The organism is Dictyobacter arantiisoli (assembly GCF_008326305.1).
GTDB classification, from domain to species: Bacteria; Chloroflexota; Ktedonobacteria; order Ktedonobacterales; family Ktedonobacteraceae; genus Dictyobacter; species Dictyobacter arantiisoli.
In genome coordinates this window covers 1-17539 of record NZ_BIXY01000093.1, presented here as the reverse complement: position 1 = coordinate 17539, position 17539 = coordinate 1, and the positions used below count along the sequence as shown (strand labels likewise).

Genomic DNA, 17539 nt, shown 5'->3' with positions numbered 1-17539 from the left:
ATAGAACAAATAGAAATAAATAAGCTTTTCTAAATTACAATGTTTTGGGTATATAATTGTGACTTGACAAGCGCCAAACCCTGCCATACAATGAAAAATATCTAGGAAAATACATGATTAGATGAACTAATAGAAGTAAGAACTTCCATTGAGGCAATATATGAATTATTATCTCTGCCCCATCGACAACAAAATCATTACTGGAAAAAATTTTTACCCTTTAAATGAACTGCTTACGATTGACTATCCTGTCAATGTGTTGCTACCGTTTAAACTCAACGAGCGGGTATTATTAGCTCAGCACAATGAAGATATCCTACTCCCCTATGAGTTTAGTATTGATGCTATCAATCGTACTGCTCATACACTTACATTGCGTGTCAGCGCTATCTATCAAAATATCCTGCCACTCGCGACCCTATCCCTCTTATTGCCTGCACATATGTTAAGTAACTATGTACAACTTACCGAGCAGCAGGCCAAAGGCATCACCAGCCTGATGAATGTCATGTCCTTGAAGCGTAGCATTGATGATACTCTTTCCATTCCAGTCCAACCCCCAACACAGCCAGAAGTGGTTGAGAAAAAAGATCCTCCAGCTTTACCATCTGCACGATTAGAATTAGACGCACTGAATACCACATTAACTGAGATCGGTTCTCAATTTGCTACTATTGCGCAACATATGCAGACATTTTTGGATGTTAAGGTTTCAGATTTCTTGTCTGAGCCTGAAGAGGATGATCTGGAAGAAGATGAGGTAGCAATAGTGTCTGTTGCTGATGATGATATTGATGATGATGATGCAATCTTCTCGGAAGGGGAGGTGTTGGATTATGTCAAAGATTACATCCGACGGAGTGGTTGCTATTTTGAAGATGAGACACTGTATAACTATCATATCAGTCTGAAAACGCGCCCTTTTGTGATCCTGGCGGGTCTCTCCGGGACCGGAAAATCTAAGCTGGCCCAACTCTATGCCGACGCCCTGGGACAGGATAAAACCTTTAAACGTCTTGCGGTGCGTCCCAACTGGAATGATGATCGTTACCTGCTTGGACATCTCAATACGGTGACAGGCGAATATGTCACTGAGCCTGCCGTTGAGTTTATTATGGCTGCACTTGCCGATCAGAAGAAACTCTATAGCCTCTGCCTGGATGAAATGAATCTGGCCCATGTCGAGTACTATTTCTCCCAATTCCTCAGCGCCATGGAGGGAGACCGCCTGAAAGATCGCAGCATTACACTGATGAGCGAGCGATCATTTAAGCAGTTGCACGCACAGCACCGTAGTACACGCAGCAAGGCCACACTGCCTTCTGCTGAGATATCTCTACCGTATAATCTGATCTTTACCGGTACTATCAATGTCGACGAAACGACCCAGCCCATCAGTGACAAGGTCATTGATCGCGCCAATACTATTGAATTCTTCAACGTCGATCTTAACTTTATTCCAGAGCCGAGTGATCCAGGAGAGGCATTGCCTATCTCTAACCGTGCCTGGCAAAGCTATCGCGCCACCACACCAGATACTGGCCATCGCGCCCAGATTATCGAAATCAACAAGATTCTCAAGCAAGCTGATATGGGCCTCGGCTACCGAGTCGTCCATGAAATAGAACTCTATCTCGCCAATAGTCACGGCCTGCTCACGAGTGATGTGGCCTTTGACCTGCAATGCAAGCAGCGCATTCTGCCACGTATTCGTGGAACTGAAACTATTGATGGGATGCTTGGAGAGTTGATTACCTTTAGTAAAAAGAACAGGCTGGCGCAGACTGAAAAGCGGCTGCAAGAAATGAAAAGTAGGTTGAAACGCGATGGCTATACCAGTTTCTGGCGTTAACACTGGCCTGGATACCTGGCTTACGATCAACGATAGACCAGTCAGTTTTCAAGCGGGCACTGAGAATCTTGCAGTAGAGGCGATGGAATACAAGCAGAACTACGTGCGCGCCACGGTATATGCTCCTCATCCCGTTGAGATTTTTATTGATCAGAAGCCACTTAATACTTATAATTATGGTTTATGGCTCTGGAAACCCTTCACCTATGCAGGATTATACGAACTGCGCGTCCATGTGCCCGGCTCAGACTATCCTGATCAGGTGACCAAAGTGCGTGTTGTGCCGCAGTATTTCACCCAGAAATTGTATCAGAATATGCAGGAAGATTTGAGTAATATCGCTGCCGACCTGCTTTTCAATCTGGTCTCATCTGTCAGCGAACGCGTCAAAACTGTCCAGCGCTTGCAAGATGCCTCACCATTACAAGATTATCGGCATATCCGCTTGATCATTGATCACATGGGAGAGGTGCTTGGCGCGTTACGCCGTGATCCTTATCGTGTGCTGAGCAATCAGACAGAGCAGCGCGAGTGGTCCGATGTTTGGCAGTTTAACGGAGATAGCCAGGCCATTGGCGGTGATACGCTTCACATTGCCAGAAAAGTCGGACGCCACACGCAGACTCTCACCTTACCCGCAAGATGGCAGGTCCCTCAAACCGTGCTCTCTTATGATGTATATGAGAACCGCTTACTCAAGCAATTTCTCAAAAAGCAACTGATTACCAAACTCAACGCCATTCAGGAGCGAGCCGTTAGTGAGATCGGGAAGCGTAAAATTGCCCTGACACACGCGAAAAGACACAATTTTTCCGATGTTGGTGAGCAAGAAAAAGGGATCGTGGCTCTGGAACATGTCATTGACGAGTGCCAGAACATGAAGCAGCGCTGTTTACAGTGGAGCAATAACCTCTTTCTGCGCTCTGTACGAGGAGAAGTCTCCAGTAATAAAGCGACGCAAGTGTTCCTCAAACATCCTCACTACAGCCGCTTCTACAAGCTCTACTTACAATTCCAGCAGCGCCTCCAGATTAGCTTGAATTCGCAAACGTATATTACCGAACTCAGCCTGCGCAAGATGTCGGAACTCTATGAAATGTGGAGTGTCTTTGCACTCACGCGCATCACCATTGATCTCTTAAAGGAAGAGGGATATGAAGCCAGTTCTCAGCATCTTTTTTATGAGATCGATAAGGGCAATTTTCATTTCGAGGTGCGCAAAAACATCGCCAGCATCGTCTTAGCCAGAGATGACAAACGCATCAAAATCATTTATGAACCCAACTATCCCAATTATAATATCCACCGTGCAGAAGGTCTTGTCACCACCAATGGCAGAAGCCTTCCACAGACGCCAGACATGTCCATCGAAGTATACCAGCAGAACAAACCGGCGGCCGTCTGCATATTCGATGCCAAATACAAACGTGTGCGCGAGGACGATGGCTACTTTTATCCACTGGTCGAAGATATCGACAAAATGAGCAACTACGCAGCCAATATCCAATATCAGCGCTATGATACTATCAGCAAACGCTTTCGACCATCCAATATCGTCACATCGGCGTATGTTCTCTATCCAGGGAATCGTGTCTACGAAGAAGCCGACGGCAAAATAGGAGGTATCCCACTCAGGCCCAATATGTCCCTGGACCATCAGCAAGAAGTCCGGCAGAAGCTCCGCGATATCCTCTATGAGGCTCAAGTCATCTAGATGTATCCATCATTATTGACAGGAAGCCAGAGAGGCCAACATAACTTGTCCTGGCTATGTTGGCCTCTCTGACTATGCGTGGTTGATGCTCTGCGCTTCTGGTTAAACGAGCGCCACTTCATTATTCTGGCGGTCAAATGCTTGCTGTATAAGATACATTGCATCATCTAACTGGCTTATTTGTGTCAATCTTACCCGCACCTGTCCTGTGCCACGATGCCCGATATTGGTTACATCTTCGCCAATCCCTTTCGGATCATCGATCTCTTCAAAAGGGATACTCATAGTGAGCAAGAGTGAGCCTTTTAGCGTTTCAACCCCCACAAAGTTTGATGTCAATTTATAGGCAACATAATGCTTCTTGAACTCTTCGCTGGCATTTACACTCAGATTCAAAATACGCTTGCGCAACTCATTGAATAAAGCAAGCATCTCTCCCTGTAAATAAGGGTGGTCATTGATGGTATATGTTTTATTGGTGTTGTCATCGTCAGTATCTTCCTCTTCAGAAAGAGGTGATATTGATGTATTGACTTTCTCACCACCGGCCCCCTGTGGTATAAGATTTAGTTCATAACAACGACGTACGCGCTCTCTGGCAGATGCCCAGGTTGTGGAAAAGAAAGCGTTTTTACCGTCGCCATATTGTATCCATTTTCCCTCGATCTGGCGGTAAACATAGAAACGTTTTTCAGTGGCTTGCACCAGTCTGAATCCTTCAGGCACAAAACCCGCCAGAGGATCGTGAACAGGACCAATAAATTCTGCCAGGGTTGCTTTTCTTCCTTGTTTGCTACTATATTTATTGGTCTGCTCTGTAGTGAGTGCGGGAATTGCCCATACCTTAATCGCTTCATCGGCTAAGACTTGAGCACGTTTTTCGATAGCCTGTTGATTCCAATGTTCCAAATGAGCCAGACTCTGATTTAAACGTAATGGGCTATAGTTAAAACCACCATCAATGGTTTTCTTCTCATGAAATGGGCGATCGCTGAGTTGTGAATTGTAGCCAGTCAGGGTGAGATTGCCAATGGTATGTAGATAGCGTGTTTGAATATCTTTCCATTCAGGCCCTAATTCTTGTTGCCATGCAACGGATAGGCGGCTGTTTTGTGGCATAACATGCTCAATTGTATAATTTAAGGTATGCACTTGTTCTTTGCGATTGTAATTTTCTAGCTTGCTTAGCAAATAGTTGCGGCGTGGAGAATTGTAAACATCTTTAGTTACAAAATATGCTCGGAATTCATCATCGCGTGGAAATCTTCCACTCCCTGTTCTTGTATATAAAGCTGCTTGTAAGCTCTCAAGGTAGTGTTCCTTGTCAATTTCTGCGCCTAAAGTTGTAAACACTTTATTCAATGCATTAGTGGGAATACCACAGATTGCCCGGCGAAAGACATAGCTCTCAATCAGGAGCAATATGGCAACCAGGTTATCTCTTGTAAGTTTGCCTTGTTTGTAATCGTCATAAATTTCCAGAAAAAATGGATAGGCAACATCCACTTTGAGCGCATTGATATTTTGCATCACCTGTTTAATATGCACATCTTTTTCATGTAAGAATGCCAGATTCGCATAATATTCTGCAAAGCGGGAAATATCCTTAATAATCTCTTGAATAGTGACTCGATATTTTGTACGATGATATTGCTTAAACGTTGTGTATACTTTATCAATATTAGGGATACTGCTTTGTTTTAATGTAAGATAATCGCGCATAAAGCGGTCAAAATAATCTCCATTTCCTCCATAGCGGAACTTCTGTTCAATGGGATACCAATATTCATTATAAATTCTTTTTTGTTCTTCAGCATCCAGTCCCATCAATACATAATTACGGATCAGATCGGCTTGCGAGAGATCCATTCCTGTTGAGTTAAGACTTTCAAAAATGAGTTGTGGATTATCATGATCCTTGTTTAAGGATATTTCAACAATAATGAGCTTATTAATACCTGATAATATTGTTGCCAGATCAACCTCTCTCTGCTGTAATTTTTCACGGAAGAAGAGATAATTATTGATGAGAGGAGCAAAGCTTTTTGTATTATCAGGAACAATTTTTTCTGGATGGTCAATGATTTGTTTTAATGTTTCTTGGTCGCTATGGGTAAGGAGAAGTTTATAGCGTTGTTCTTCTTTGCCAAACTTATTAATAATATAAGAATCGTAAATATCTTCCTTATAGAAAGTATTGGATGTTTCAGGTTCACTTTGCACTTTTTCTGCTAAAGAAGTCAACAAAAGCATCAAGCTTGTTAAGCGTTGTTGGCCATCAATTAACAGGAATTGTGGAACGTTACCGAAGAGGATAGTCCCTTGTTGGATGTATACCACAGAACCAATAAAATGCCCTGGCATTTCATTGTCTGTACCTGCACTAACAATATCATTCCAAAGTTGATCACACTGCTCTCGTTGCCAGCTATAGGTGCGTTGATAAATAGGGATAATAAATTGCTTTTTGCCATTGAGGAATGGAAGAAATTGATTTTCCTGTGCTTTCATAAATTTTTACCTGCTGTCTCTCGCTTTGTTTCTCTAAGTGTTAAACTGAATAGTGTATCAATAATCATTACAGTAGTTACAGTTATATGTTATCATTTTCGACATTTCGGAACCTTTGCATGATTTCTGCTACAAGCATTGGATCCTTGGCCTTTATTCCAATAAGCTCGTTCTCTAGTTTATCTGCAAGCTCTTTCACTTTCTTTCTTTTTTTTCGGAGGCGCTCATATTCTAAACTATCAAGGTTACGCTGGATCGTTTTGTGGTCTGGAACGGTAAACGTTATTTTTTCGGGGTCGCTCATTACAATTTTTTCGATTTCCGTAAATAATGCTTTGGCCTTTAATCCTATACCAGTTAAAATGCACCAACCCCTAGCACGCGTCATTGCTGTAAATGCTTGATTTCGATCTTGAACTATCATTTTTTGGTTGTTATCTACCTGATCAAATCCCATGACATAGATAATTGGTGCTTCATTTCCTTTTGCCCTGAAAATATTTGTTAATGTTATTTTTCCTGTAACACAAAATATTTCTTTCTCTGATGATTTACCTGTAATATATGCCTGAATATCTAATCTCTCTAATTTTTTAGATAAGTTGTCGAAGTCGCTAGTGATATGCTTCCAATCCAAAGAAATGACGACAATCTCTTCTGGTTTTAATTTGTCGTGGCTAACATTATGATGAATCTGTTGTGCAATCCAATCAAGTTCCTGGCTTCTCTCATCGAAAGCTTGCCACTTCACTAAATTTTTGTAGCCTTCAAGATCCTCCAACAAATGAGGTGAATTTTTTTTAGGCCTTCGTATTGTTACCTCTTCGCCAGGCTCTAATTTGCCTTCTACAAATTCGTAACCGATATCTTCCCATCCTCCTGAAGAGAAGATAAACTGTACAGCTCCTAGGGATCTTTGCAATCCCATACCAAACATATGAGCAGCAATCAAAATTGGACGTGGGGTACGGTAACAACGATAAAGAATCAGGTCTTTGTCGATATCACCCTCATAAGTACCATCTAAATCAACAATTGACGTTCCATCGGAATGTGTTCCGAAGATATCCATGGTAGTTGGAATTGAAAGATTTTCTAAGCTTTGCACTTCGTCGTAAGCCCAGATAAGTCTTCTTGGTTCTTTCAAAATGCTGTAGCAGAGTTTATAAAAATCAAAATGAAAATCTTGCCCTTCATCGACAAGAATGGCATCGTAGGTGCGATGAATCTTTTTTACGTTGTTAAGCAATTCTCTGCAACAATTTCCTAATAACTCACTCGAATCTTGATGATGAAACGTGTTCTTTGCTTCGCTAAAGGTACGGGGCTCAATTTTCAATTGTTCAGCAGTCAAACTATATAAACCACTCATATCTCTACCGCCCCATGCATGAAGGACGCGGAGTTTACTCCAATCAGGCTCTAATTGTTCACTGTCATCTGACCAATAATGATAAAAACGGGTAATGAGATTCTTGATTTGAGAGTGAAGGCTACGAGAATAGAATGTATAAGCAATATGCCAATCTGGATGAGTTAAATGCATGATTGCAGCTTTCATGCACATTACAACAGTTTTACCAGATCCAGCAATGCCGCGAATTCGTTGTGGACCGTCAGGAATCTGCATAGCCATTTTATGTTGCTCTGTATCAATCATCTGGATTTGTTCTTCAACTCTTCTGAGGAAGGCTGCTTTTGTTTCTAGTTGTTGTGTTTGTGGTCTTGGCTCTCTTCGCAATACAGGTGAACCATTGAGTATGCCAAGAGCAAGTGCCCATTGTGTATCAGAAAGCGTTTTTTGTTTTTCTTCTTCTGGTATCTGTTGCAGACAATTTTTGAATACTTCTGGTCTCAAATCATCGGCAAAAATAATTGTAGGTGTGTTGCTAAAAAATGTATCGAAGTTCCTCTCTTTCCATTCTGATTGATGTATAAATGGTAGTGCGAGAAATAAATGTCCACAAATAACATTTTCGCTTCGCCCTCTACGTAAATCTCTTTCTGTCATAAATTTGCTCAAAACAGATTGGAGTTGATCTTCCATCTGTAGATAGGGGGTTTCTGCTGTATCAACTCCTTTATATTTTAGGAACCATACACTTTCATCTATGTTTTCAATATCGCTAATGCGCCACGGCTTGCACTCAATTATATACAACCCTAATTGTCGGTGAAGTAAAAGGATGTCAGGAATCTGACGTGATTTATCAACAGAAAATAATGGATATTGATAGTAGCATACGCCATCGTCATTTGGTAATACTGTTTTTAATGCCCTCCATAGCATCATGGAGCCATATTTGGGAACGCTTGGCTTGGATTGTATAAAATCCATATCATCCTCATTTCTCTGTGTGTAATATCCGTAAAGGTCCTTATAACTTGGTTATTCTACTTGATTTTTCGCGATTAGTCTAGTAAAATGCTCTGATTAGCAGAACTACTTCAAATCGAAAACTCTATGCTATTAACAATCTAAGCATTACCTCACGGAAGATCTGTTTTCATCTTCCCTATAGTGAAAAATCTTACCCAGTGGTAGCACTCTCGCATGTTTTTCCCTTGAACACTTTTTGCCTGTGGAAATATCTTCGTCTATTTGGTGTTTTCGCTGGAAATGTTTGTTGATTGTTTCTCGTTGTACAGAGGCGGAAGATTCAGAGAAAGGAGATTTCTCTTAGAAACTCGCAAGTTTTTGATTTGACAAACTTGGGCACCATAGTGGTGGATAGGTATTGATATTAAGACGAAAAGTTATCCTTTTTATCTGAGTGATAAAGTGAGCGTAGGATGGTAAGCTGTTCTCTGTTCCTGGCTATCAGGTATATGAGAGATAGAGATTCTGGTTGTGGCTCCTCATCTTTTCGGTGCTCGTCAGTTTCATCCTTGATCTGTCTGGCTAACATACTAGAGTAGCGAAGTAGCTTCGCTCCGGTTATAAACGCCGATCTCTAAGGGAGTAGCAGTGTTCATTGTCCATTTTTCTGTAGTTTTACCAAAGATGAATTCTGGAGACGACGAAAGTATACTACGTATAGTTGAGCTGTTTGGCTTGTGTTGTTGCCTCACGCTAAGTGGGTCAATCTGCAATTAGCTTGCGTAAGAACGAATGGCTGCGCCAGAGCCAGCCAATTCGTTTAAGCCGAGCACGCTGTCTGCGCTCTCGGCGCTTGCCGTTCCACACAAAAGGCGTTGGGTCCTGGTTCCAACCCGCCACCGTCTGTTCTCACCAGGTGATGATCTGCTCCTGGGTTTGAGGATACTGACCGGAAAGGGCTCGATGGACGATGATACGCTGCACCGACTCAGTCATGTTCAACCCGGACCCGCCCAGTGGGGTGTACAGGGGCATGATCCCATAGGTGCGAACGTAAGCAAAAAAGTACTTGAACAACCAAAGAAAGAGACAAGACAGGTCTTTCTCCGTTACAGTCATCGAATAACCAAAACGTGACCAAGGAGAAAAACCATGTCAAGCCGAACCTATCATACGCAAAACGGTCTCACAGAGCAAGTCCTCAGCCAGATGAGTGATGCTCAATGGCAAGAATTGTTCCATTTTATCTACAAAAAGCAGATAGAGCTTACCACTTCTTCACAAACATGGAAGCATCGAACACACCATTTACTATAGAGGACATCATTCGATCGACGGGATACAAAGAATCGGTTGCTAAACGACACATCCGTATGAAGTGGAGCAAATGGTTCATCGAACCTGTTTGAAACGGCACATATCGATGTACTGACGCTATTTACAAGCACAGCAAAGATTTCTTTATCAAAAAATTAAGTCAAGGTATCGACTTTCCTGAATTATCATCACCTTCTAAAACTGCTGACATCGAAACCTCGCCGCCGACTCTCGATACCACAAGTTACCTCGTTCTCATTGTTGCCCTCATCATTATTGCTGCTTTCTATCAGGTATCGTATCGTTGGCGGTATGCATTTAGTATGTGGTATTGGAAACAGTGGTGGTCTATATGGTGGCCATTGGCTGTGTTGTGATTTCAATGTATCTTTTATATCGCTACGATATCTATTCGTTGTGGATGACGGTTTTTATGATAGGTCGAAAATGTAACGTTTTTTTTTCATGTAACTGTTATCTGTAAGATGACGGAATTGATGGTATGGTGTTTGGGGAATATATCCAGCCATTTGTATTGAAAGAAGGCTGAATCACTGATACAGAGGTGTTTTTAGCCCTCTTTCATTTTTTACGGCCTTTTAGGATATTACTGATTGATAGTTAAAACAGCTTGAGTTGAGATGCATTATAGAATCGACACTGCGCTTTTTCTGGTTTTTGTTTTTTTGATGTTCATCTGGATTGAGTGGATAAAAAAGGCCAACAATAATAAAGGGATTGGTTGCACGACGACGTTGATATTCCAGGGTTGTGCCCAGGAAAAATAGAGATCATGCCTGGAGGAACAAAACTCGTAAAAGTATTTTTGTTGCACTTTTCGATTGGCTTCTCGTTCATCTCCTCCACACGTTTTCAACGTGTTCCAATACAATTGACCAATCTCCCAATCTTCGATCATCAGTTGTCGGGGTTCTTTATCACCTTCCGTGCGAAATTTGTAATAATATTTATACGGAAGTTTTTTTGGAGGTTGGCGGCGTTTCCCACTATCCTGTGCGTCTATTTGGAAGAGTTTTCCTGGAGCATATAGTCACGCCATTGTTGAGGCCATTCTCGATCTTTTTGTTCTTCGATCACAAAATCTACGATATGTAAAGGCTTCAATGTTGCAAGCGACTTCTGAGGCGTATCTCTTGCCAGCACTATTAAATCTTTCATTGAGGAGAACACTTCTTTGAAAACATACTTTTTGCGTTCCGCCCAATAGTTCTTGGTTTTTATCTGCTCACCAATTTGAATGCGTTCAGCCTCGTGCCTGGGACGATAACTCTCAGGACGAAAATCATTGGTATTCTTCACCAAGTCGAGTGTTATCCACTGATATTTACTGTACTGCTTCTCGTATGGGAGATCCAGAAAAGGAACGGGATACACCCGAATCCATTTGCCATCATGGAGAAGACCTGCAGTACACACCAGTTCTCCATACTTATTCGATGGCAATGGATAGGTTTTGACTGTGATCAGCACTTCAGCGTTGGGAATCTCATAGGGTAAATACTCAGAAGACGATGGCAAAAGGCACCTCCTCATGAATCATGGTGAAACGCATTATGCAGTATATTACACTAATGAATATACTGCATTTTTCGCCAAAAATCCATGAGAAGACTGTGTGCCTTGCAATGATTGGGTAGAGAGGAGTGAGGTGCTCTGAGCATTTAAATGCTGTACTGGCACCTTGAAATTGGGATCGCCCTGAAGCTGTTCTACAATTTTATGGCGGTGACAACACATGGGATTGGCCTCAAAACAGGTCAGTGCTACGCGCTCAAAGTCACGAGAAAGTGCCTTTACATGTTCAAGAGCATCATGGTGCTCAGGTAAAATTTCAGCAGCATAATAGGCAAACAGGTTTTTATAAGCATCATCATTCGTTAAATTTTTTCGTAAAAGAGCGGGAATTCCAAGGTCTGGAATATGGATGTAGGTCAGTCCAGCCATTTGAGCGGCAGCAGCAAATTGCTTTTTGGAGAAGCCTTGTTTCATTGATATCGGATTTTTCCTGACATCGATAATTGCCTTCACCTGATGGCTTAATAAAATATCCAGATAGCCATCGATTGTTAAACCTTCATAACCCAGAGTCAATAGACATGAACACACCTCCTCATTGTTATGAGAGGGTATGGATTCAGGAGAAGGGCGCTGGTTCCCTGAGACGAAAGACGGTATGTTTCTGTATAGCAACTGAAGAAGCGCCTTATTACGAATATCGCCGATTTCTGATTGAAATGCTAGTAACTCACTTTGATCTTTTTTCTGTAATTGATTTGTATACACCTGACTCTCATGGATTTGAAAATCAGGCAGGTCTGCAAGAAATCCAAGCGTCGTCAAACGGCGTTTATCTGATTGGAGGATCACACTATACACACTATTGTTTGAAGGGAAAAAGTCATAAAAATTCTTTTCTCTTCGGAGACAGAAAAGGAATAAGAGAGCCTTACAGTCTTCTTGTGCAAGCGAGCCACCGAATATTTCGATAAGAGCAAGCAAAATTTTTCTTCGGTAAAACATTGTATAAACTCCTCTCTATTCCTCTTCCATAGTATAAACAATAGGGCTTAGAGCGCGGTGAGAACAGGACTTTTACAAGGAATAAGAGAACAAAGGTCCTACAAAATGTCTCTGGAAACCTCTGTATTACAAGACGTTTCTTGAAGCTGGAAGAAACAGAGCATTGGTGATCTCCATAGCGAGTACCAAATGAAAAAGAAGGTGTACGACGCCTCACATTTTAGAAGCTGGAACATACGCGTTGCTGATCCGATTTCCAGCTGTTCCAGGGCGAAGGCTGCCAAAACAGGAAATAGTGATGAGAGGCATGATGATGCAACAGATAAAAAGCCAGATCTTCAATTTTCCCTGGCAGGCGATATCTACATAGCCCAATGCCGACCTGGCTTTCCCCAACTCCTGGTCAATCAGGACTATGAGAGGGTTGCCATCCTGGATGTATGGAATGCACAAATTATTACCACTATTCCCTTTGTGGTACATAAGCTCCCGGTTCGTCCATTTTGGGGATCAAAGATGAGCGCTGGTGTGAAGGTTCGAACACCGCCGCGTTCCATCGGTTGAGACAGAACGCGGCCAATGCATGTCGCGTCGCGTAGCCACGCGAGTAGTTAGAACTGGTGGCGGGTCTGGCTGAGGTCTATGGCGAATGCAAAGACCTTGGTGGGTTTGACGGAGAACACGAGGTTCGAATCTGTGAGAACTTTTTGTGTGTTTTCATCGTAGAGGTAAAAATAAACGTTGCGTACCTGGTATGGCTAGCTTCCATCCCACTTGGTCACCCACACTGAGGCTAAGCGTTCGAGGGCGTCCTGGTCGGTGATCTGCACCAACCACCACGGTGAGTCACCCTCTCGGGTTGCAGACGGTCGTCAGAATGATGTGCGCGTTTTCACGCAGGTTGACAGTCTTCTGTGCGGTGTCGGTAGCGGTAAAGTGGATGGCCCCGTCGTGCCACACGGCCACGAGCGGCGTGACGTGAGGGCGACCGTCGGCCGCACTGTTGAGAGCCAGAACAGTTCGGCTGTTTCCAGCACCCGCCTCGTCTCCTCCCATGGCGTGACCACTCCGTCTGGTCTGCCGTGTCGTGTTGTGATGGGTTCGTTCATCCTAAGAACTCCTTTCAATCGTTCCGTTCCTCTCACAGGAAGCGAGAATATACCAGTCCATGCTCTTTGCACGAAGGAAAACTGGAAAGGCCAAAGAAGCATTATGGGCACAGCTCTCTGAGGCAAGGAGTCTAGGACCATTGTCAGTGCATCCACAACAGGATAAAGCTATTCGATTTTCTGTTCGTGTGAAATTGGTTTAGAGGAGAAATTGGTTGTCCATGGTGGAGTAGTTATGGATAATAGGTATGAACCAGATTTAGCGTTACTGTTGCAGTATGGACACATTATCGGGGGAACTGTAGAGTTGGTAGCTGGAGAATCTCGCCAATGCCATTTATAATACGGCTCAACTGTGGAACCAGAACAAAGATACGTTGGCTATCGTCACTGGCTATGCCCTTTTTTCAAAGGAAAGTCAACAATGGATACAACACAGTTGGTTGATATATAAACATCCGACTGCTGAGCAATCTCGTATTATCGAAACGACAAAAGAGTGCATCAAATATTTTTGCGTCATTCTCACCGATGACCAGGCTCATGTCTTTGCTGAAAGAGAACTGGAGCTATGAATATGTCCGGTATTGAATCTCTTTGATTGGATTATGATGGTTGTATGAATGGATGTGATAAAGGTACAATATAAATATATAGTAAAGTAAGAAGCGAGAATATTTACTTTTATGGATGAAACGCAGGAAAACAAGGATGTCGAGCAGCCTCATATTCATATTAATGATTGTGCCTTTATCCAGGTTGCTGAGGGCAAGGATTATATTGTATACCAGGCATGCGAGCCGCGTGTGCTTGGAGATATTAAGATTGACCTTTTCCTCGAGTATGTTCCCGATAAAGGATGGTGGGGAGCTATACGTTTGGATGGACGTTTTAACATTCAACTGAAGCTCTCCTCTCATGCTCTTTTTCCTACCTCGGAGATTGCGCTTCTGGCAACCGAAGATTTTCTTGCCGAGGAACACCGTGTGCATGAAGCGTTCAAAGATATGAAAGAGCAGAAACAAGCTCGGCAAATCTTACATCATGTCCCACCTAGGCCAGTCGACGTTGATCCAGAGCGTTATTTTTCTCCTTCGGTGCTGGAAGTGAAGGGGATCATTTTCACCCAGCATCATCTCACAAACTCCGAGGCCGCCTATCGATCCTGGGAACGTAGACAGGTGGCAGAGGCGACTATTGGTCTACGGTTGGCACATATCTATGGAAAAGGGTGGGAAGCTATCATACGTTTTTCGGAGACACAGAGTGTGGCATTTGAGCCAGCAACCGATCAACTATTTCTTACCCCAGAGCACGCGTTGGAAACGCTGCTTGCATTCTGTGCTGAGGAAGAGCGTGTGCGTAACATTGTTCAACAACTTGGAAAGATTGACCCACACGATACCATTGTCATCACCCATGATAGTGTGCCATCAGTGCCAGTCCGGCCTCCCTTACTGATCGATCATAGAGACTTTGTGTGGCAAAAGCAGATGAGTGAGGGGCAACTCTATCAGGCGAAACGGGCGACTCGAGTCAATTTTCATAAAGTCCATGTCCAACTGATAGAGACGTGGCGGAAAGGATGGCTAGCTGGGGTGCAATTCCGCGATATCTCAGGCATCTATTTTGAGAAAGAAGAAAACGTTGGATTTGCAACCCCAGAAGAAGCGTTTGCCGCAGCCCACCGCTTTATTGCGTTAAAAACAGAAGGTTGGCGCATGCTGTACCATGCGCACAATGAAAGGATCGCGCTGCAATGCCGGATTGGTCGTTATGACCAGCTCATATCGATTAGCACAACGAGGGAAGTCTCTGACAAGTAAAAGATAACCATATTGTCACAATGTAGTCCCACTATCTGAGAAGTGGAAAACACATTACATGTTCAGGTATCTTTTAGGGTTGTGTTGCAAGAAATTGAAAGAAGACAAGATGAGTATGGAGCGACTCTGCTTGTTCAGTTTAAGCAATCACTCCAAACAGCTGGGCAACCAATGCAACCTGGCTTCTCACCTCTCCTTTGGCCACCCCTTGTAACTGTCCTTTCCTGATCATGTTCATGGTCTCAAATCCTTGGAACGTTTGCCATGCTGTCTTGAAGGAGAAGAAGCCCATCCCTGGTTTCGTCAAGCGTTTCATGAATTAGTGGTCGTCTTGAGGTAAGGACGGCAGCATTTTTTCAATTCAGGGGCGTAGCGCTGAACCCAACGGTAGATCGTGGTGTGGTCTACAGAGAGTCCTCGCTCCACCATCATTTCCTCAAGATCGCGGTAGCTCAAAGCGTAGCGGAGATACCACCTCATGCACAAGAGGATGATGTCGAGTTGGAAGTGACGCCATTTGAAGGGGTGGTGCTTGGCCATAAAGGGATCTCTTTCGCTCGTTTTCCTTTACTGTACCAGATCAGTATCCTTTTTTCGCAACACAACCACATCAATATATTTGATGGTATACTTTGAGTGGATGAACAGGATAAGCAAAATATTACAAAATAGGTGAAGAAATATGCTTGATGAAAGTGTCAGTGAGCAACTCCAACGGAAAGATCCTATAGACATAACCAAAGAGCAATGGATGACCCTTTTAGAAGATTCAGACATCATACCAGAGCAAGATATCAAGTTACTGAATTTGATATTTGACTGTAAGGATTGTAAGGCGAGCACGTCACAATTAGCACAATTACTCAATAAGTCTGATCATGCCCCTATCAATAACCAGGTTGGACAATTGGGAAAGAGGATAGCAGAAAAGCTCAACATTCAGGTGCCGATGCGACCCGCCCCTGAAAAAAGCCCTATGTGGTGGAGTGTTCCTTTTTTGGGGGAGCCAGGAAAGAAGGGAAGATTTTATTATATTTTAAGGCCAGAACTAAAGGAGGCCATGCAGGAAAAATATGAAAAAGCGGTATCATCGGAGATAATCTCCCCAGAAGAAATAGATGTTGAGATTGCTGAAAATCTCTATGAAGGCGCAAGAAAACAAGTATACGTCAATAGTTATGAACGAAACAGAGATGCAAGAGATCAGTGTATAAAACGCTATGAAGCCAGATGTGTCATCTGCGGTTTTGATTTTGAAAAAACGTATGGCAAAATTGGGCGAAACGTCATTCATGTGCATCATCTGAAGCCTCTCTCTGAGATCGGCGAAAGATATCAAGTTGATCCTATCAATGATTTGCGTCCCGTTTGTCCTAACTGTCATGTAATCATTCATAAAAAGACTCCCCCATATTCAATTGATGAAGTTATAGCAATGATCAAAAACGCAGAGTTCGAGTAGCATTTTGCACAGATACCATGCCGTTTTGTGGTTCATCCGCAACTCGGGATGGTGTCTACAGTATTGCCTTGTCCAAAACACAGAGAGCCAGTCGGCAAGATGTGATTGATATTCAACTCCTTGATGTGTATGGTGGTTTCTCTTTGATGCGCGCTCTCATCAGGCGCTCGGCGACAGTCTCCTGTAGGTATGATGCTGACATTTTATTTGACAGCAACGCCGTTAGACATACGTAGATTTTCTTGTACTTCCGTAGACATTCGCCATTGTTTTTGAGCTCAGAATAGACACTGGTAGACGTATTTAGACAGGAGGGAGCGGACTTCGGAACCGAGTGTCGGGGGTTCGAATCCCTCTGGGCGCATTACTCCCAACCCGCTCCCATGGCGGGTTTTTTCGTGTATTGTTTGCTCATTTTTTCCTCCCATCGAATGGTGACCTTGCCCCGATTTGAAAGAGTCCCCAAAGCTGAGATATACGAAGCGAAGCTTGAGAAAGGGACCAATCATGAGCAAGGTTTAAAAAGTCTACACCAGAGAATTCAAAGAAGAAGCAGTCCGGCTGGTACAAACATCGGGCAAGTCAATAGCTCAGATCGCGCGAGAACTGGGAATATCGGATAGTGCGATTCATAACTGGCGCAAAGAATTGGCAGAGCATGGAGAAGAAGCATTTCCAGGAAAAGGGCCTCAGACTGCGATAGAAGAGGAAAATCGACGCCTCAAACGAGAATTGGAACGAGTCCAGCAAGAGCGTGATATTTTAAAAAAAGTAGTGAGCATCTTCTCACAGGACCAGCGATGAAGTATCAATTCATCGAAGAGCACAAGCACGAGTTTACAATAGTGGTGATGTGCGGTGTGCTCGGGGTCTCGGAAAGTGGCTTT

At 43.2% G+C, this 17539-nt stretch carries 13 protein-coding genes and 2 pseudogenes; 8 read left to right on the top strand and 7 right to left on the bottom strand.

Going from position 1 to position 17539, the window contains the following annotated elements; translation table 11 throughout:
- Positions 1 to 160: 160 nt before the first annotated feature.
- Positions 161 to 1852 (top strand): McrB family protein, encoded by a 1692-nt coding sequence (locus tag F1593_RS23095; protein WP_149403922.1) that lies wholly within the window; start codon positions 161 to 163, stop codon positions 1850 to 1852.
- The gene (locus F1593_RS23090) at positions 1827 to 3566 is read left to right on the top strand and encodes a DUF2357 domain-containing protein (RefSeq protein ID WP_149403921.1); all 1740 of its coding nucleotides are present in this window, start codon (positions 1827 to 1829) and stop codon (positions 3564 to 3566) included. Before F1593_RS23095 ends, F1593_RS23090 begins: the two co-directional genes overlap by 26 nt.
- A gap of 102 nt (positions 3567 to 3668) precedes the next feature.
- Here the strand turns inward: F1593_RS23090 and F1593_RS23085 are convergent, their stop codons facing one another.
- Both F1593_RS23085 and F1593_RS23080 read right to left on the bottom strand, forming a co-directional pair.
- Entirely contained in the window at positions 3669 to 6077 is a 2409-nt protein-coding gene (locus F1593_RS23085; protein WP_149403920.1) for a DUF262 and DUF1524 domain-containing protein, read from the bottom strand.
- A gap of 82 nt (positions 6078 to 6159) precedes the next feature.
- A complete protein-coding gene (locus tag F1593_RS23080; RefSeq protein ID WP_149403919.1) occupies positions 6160 to 8415 on the bottom strand; it encodes an ATP-binding domain-containing protein in 2256 nt (751 codons plus the stop codon).
- Positions 8416 to 9189: 774 nt separating this feature from the next.
- On the opposite strand from F1593_RS23080, the gene F1593_RS28595 reads away from it, so the two are divergent.
- Together F1593_RS28595 and F1593_RS28590 are read left to right on the top strand one after the other, a co-directional pair.
- Entirely contained in the window at positions 9190 to 9534 is a 345-nt protein-coding gene (locus F1593_RS28595) for a hypothetical protein (RefSeq protein ID WP_172632377.1), read from the top strand.
- A 15-nt stretch (positions 9535 to 9549) separates the two neighbouring features.
- Positions 9550 to 9714 (top strand): hypothetical protein, encoded by a 165-nt coding sequence (locus F1593_RS28590; protein WP_172632376.1) that lies wholly within the window; start codon positions 9550 to 9552, stop codon positions 9712 to 9714.
- Between the two features lie 646 nt (positions 9715 to 10360).
- Here the strand turns inward: F1593_RS28590 and F1593_RS29120 are convergent.
- Genes F1593_RS29120 through F1593_RS23065 form a run of 3 tightly spaced genes read right to left on the bottom strand, consistent with a single transcriptional unit; the run spans position 10361 to position 12255 of the window.
- A complete protein-coding gene (locus F1593_RS29120; protein ID WP_503826832.1) occupies positions 10361 to 10738 on the bottom strand; it encodes a DUF8757 domain-containing protein in 378 nt (125 codons plus the stop codon).
- Positions 10735 to 11253: a DUF8758 domain-containing protein gene (locus tag F1593_RS29115; RefSeq protein WP_216368970.1), complete on the bottom strand. Its 519-nt coding sequence runs from the start codon at positions 11251 to 11253 to the stop codon at positions 10735 to 10737. Before F1593_RS29115 ends, F1593_RS29120 begins: the two co-directional genes overlap by 4 nt.
- Before the next feature lie 45 nt (positions 11254 to 11298).
- On the bottom strand, positions 11299 to 12255 hold the full coding sequence (locus F1593_RS23065) for a DUF488 domain-containing protein (protein ID WP_149403918.1): 957 nt from the start codon (positions 12253 to 12255) through the stop codon (positions 11299 to 11301).
- A 189-nt stretch (positions 12256 to 12444) separates the two neighbouring features.
- Here F1593_RS23065 and F1593_RS23060 point away from each other — a divergent pair, with 189 nt between their 5' ends.
- Entirely contained in the window at positions 12445 to 12819 is a 375-nt protein-coding gene (locus F1593_RS23060; RefSeq protein ID WP_149403917.1) for a hypothetical protein, read from the top strand.
- A 308-nt stretch (positions 12820 to 13127) separates the two neighbouring features.
- On the opposite strand, the gene F1593_RS29460 is transcribed toward F1593_RS23060, so the two are convergent.
- Complete coding sequence (locus F1593_RS29460; protein WP_443092276.1) at positions 13128 to 13364, bottom strand: type II toxin-antitoxin system Phd/YefM family antitoxin; 237 nt, start codon at positions 13362 to 13364, stop codon at positions 13128 to 13130.
- A 686-nt stretch (positions 13365 to 14050) separates the two neighbouring features.
- On the opposite strand from F1593_RS29460, the gene F1593_RS23050 reads away from it, so the two are divergent.
- Complete coding sequence (locus F1593_RS23050) at positions 14051 to 15190, top strand: hypothetical protein (RefSeq protein ID WP_149403916.1); 1140 nt, start codon at positions 14051 to 14053, stop codon at positions 15188 to 15190.
- Between the two features lie 315 nt (positions 15191 to 15505).
- On the opposite strand, the pseudogene F1593_RS29975 reads toward F1593_RS23050, so the two are convergent.
- A pseudogene (locus tag F1593_RS29975) lies at positions 15506 to 15730 on the bottom strand (IS6 family transposase); the annotation flags it as partial.
- Between the two features lie 142 nt (positions 15731 to 15872).
- Between F1593_RS29975 and F1593_RS23040 the strand changes: the two are divergent.
- Together F1593_RS23040 and F1593_RS29970 are read left to right on the top strand one after the other, a co-directional pair.
- Positions 15873 to 16652: an HNH endonuclease gene (locus F1593_RS23040; protein WP_149403915.1), complete on the top strand. Its 780-nt coding sequence runs from the start codon at positions 15873 to 15875 to the stop codon at positions 16650 to 16652.
- A gap of 561 nt (positions 16653 to 17213) precedes the next feature.
- Positions 17214 to 17539, top strand: a pseudogene (locus F1593_RS29970) (transposase); the annotation flags it as partial.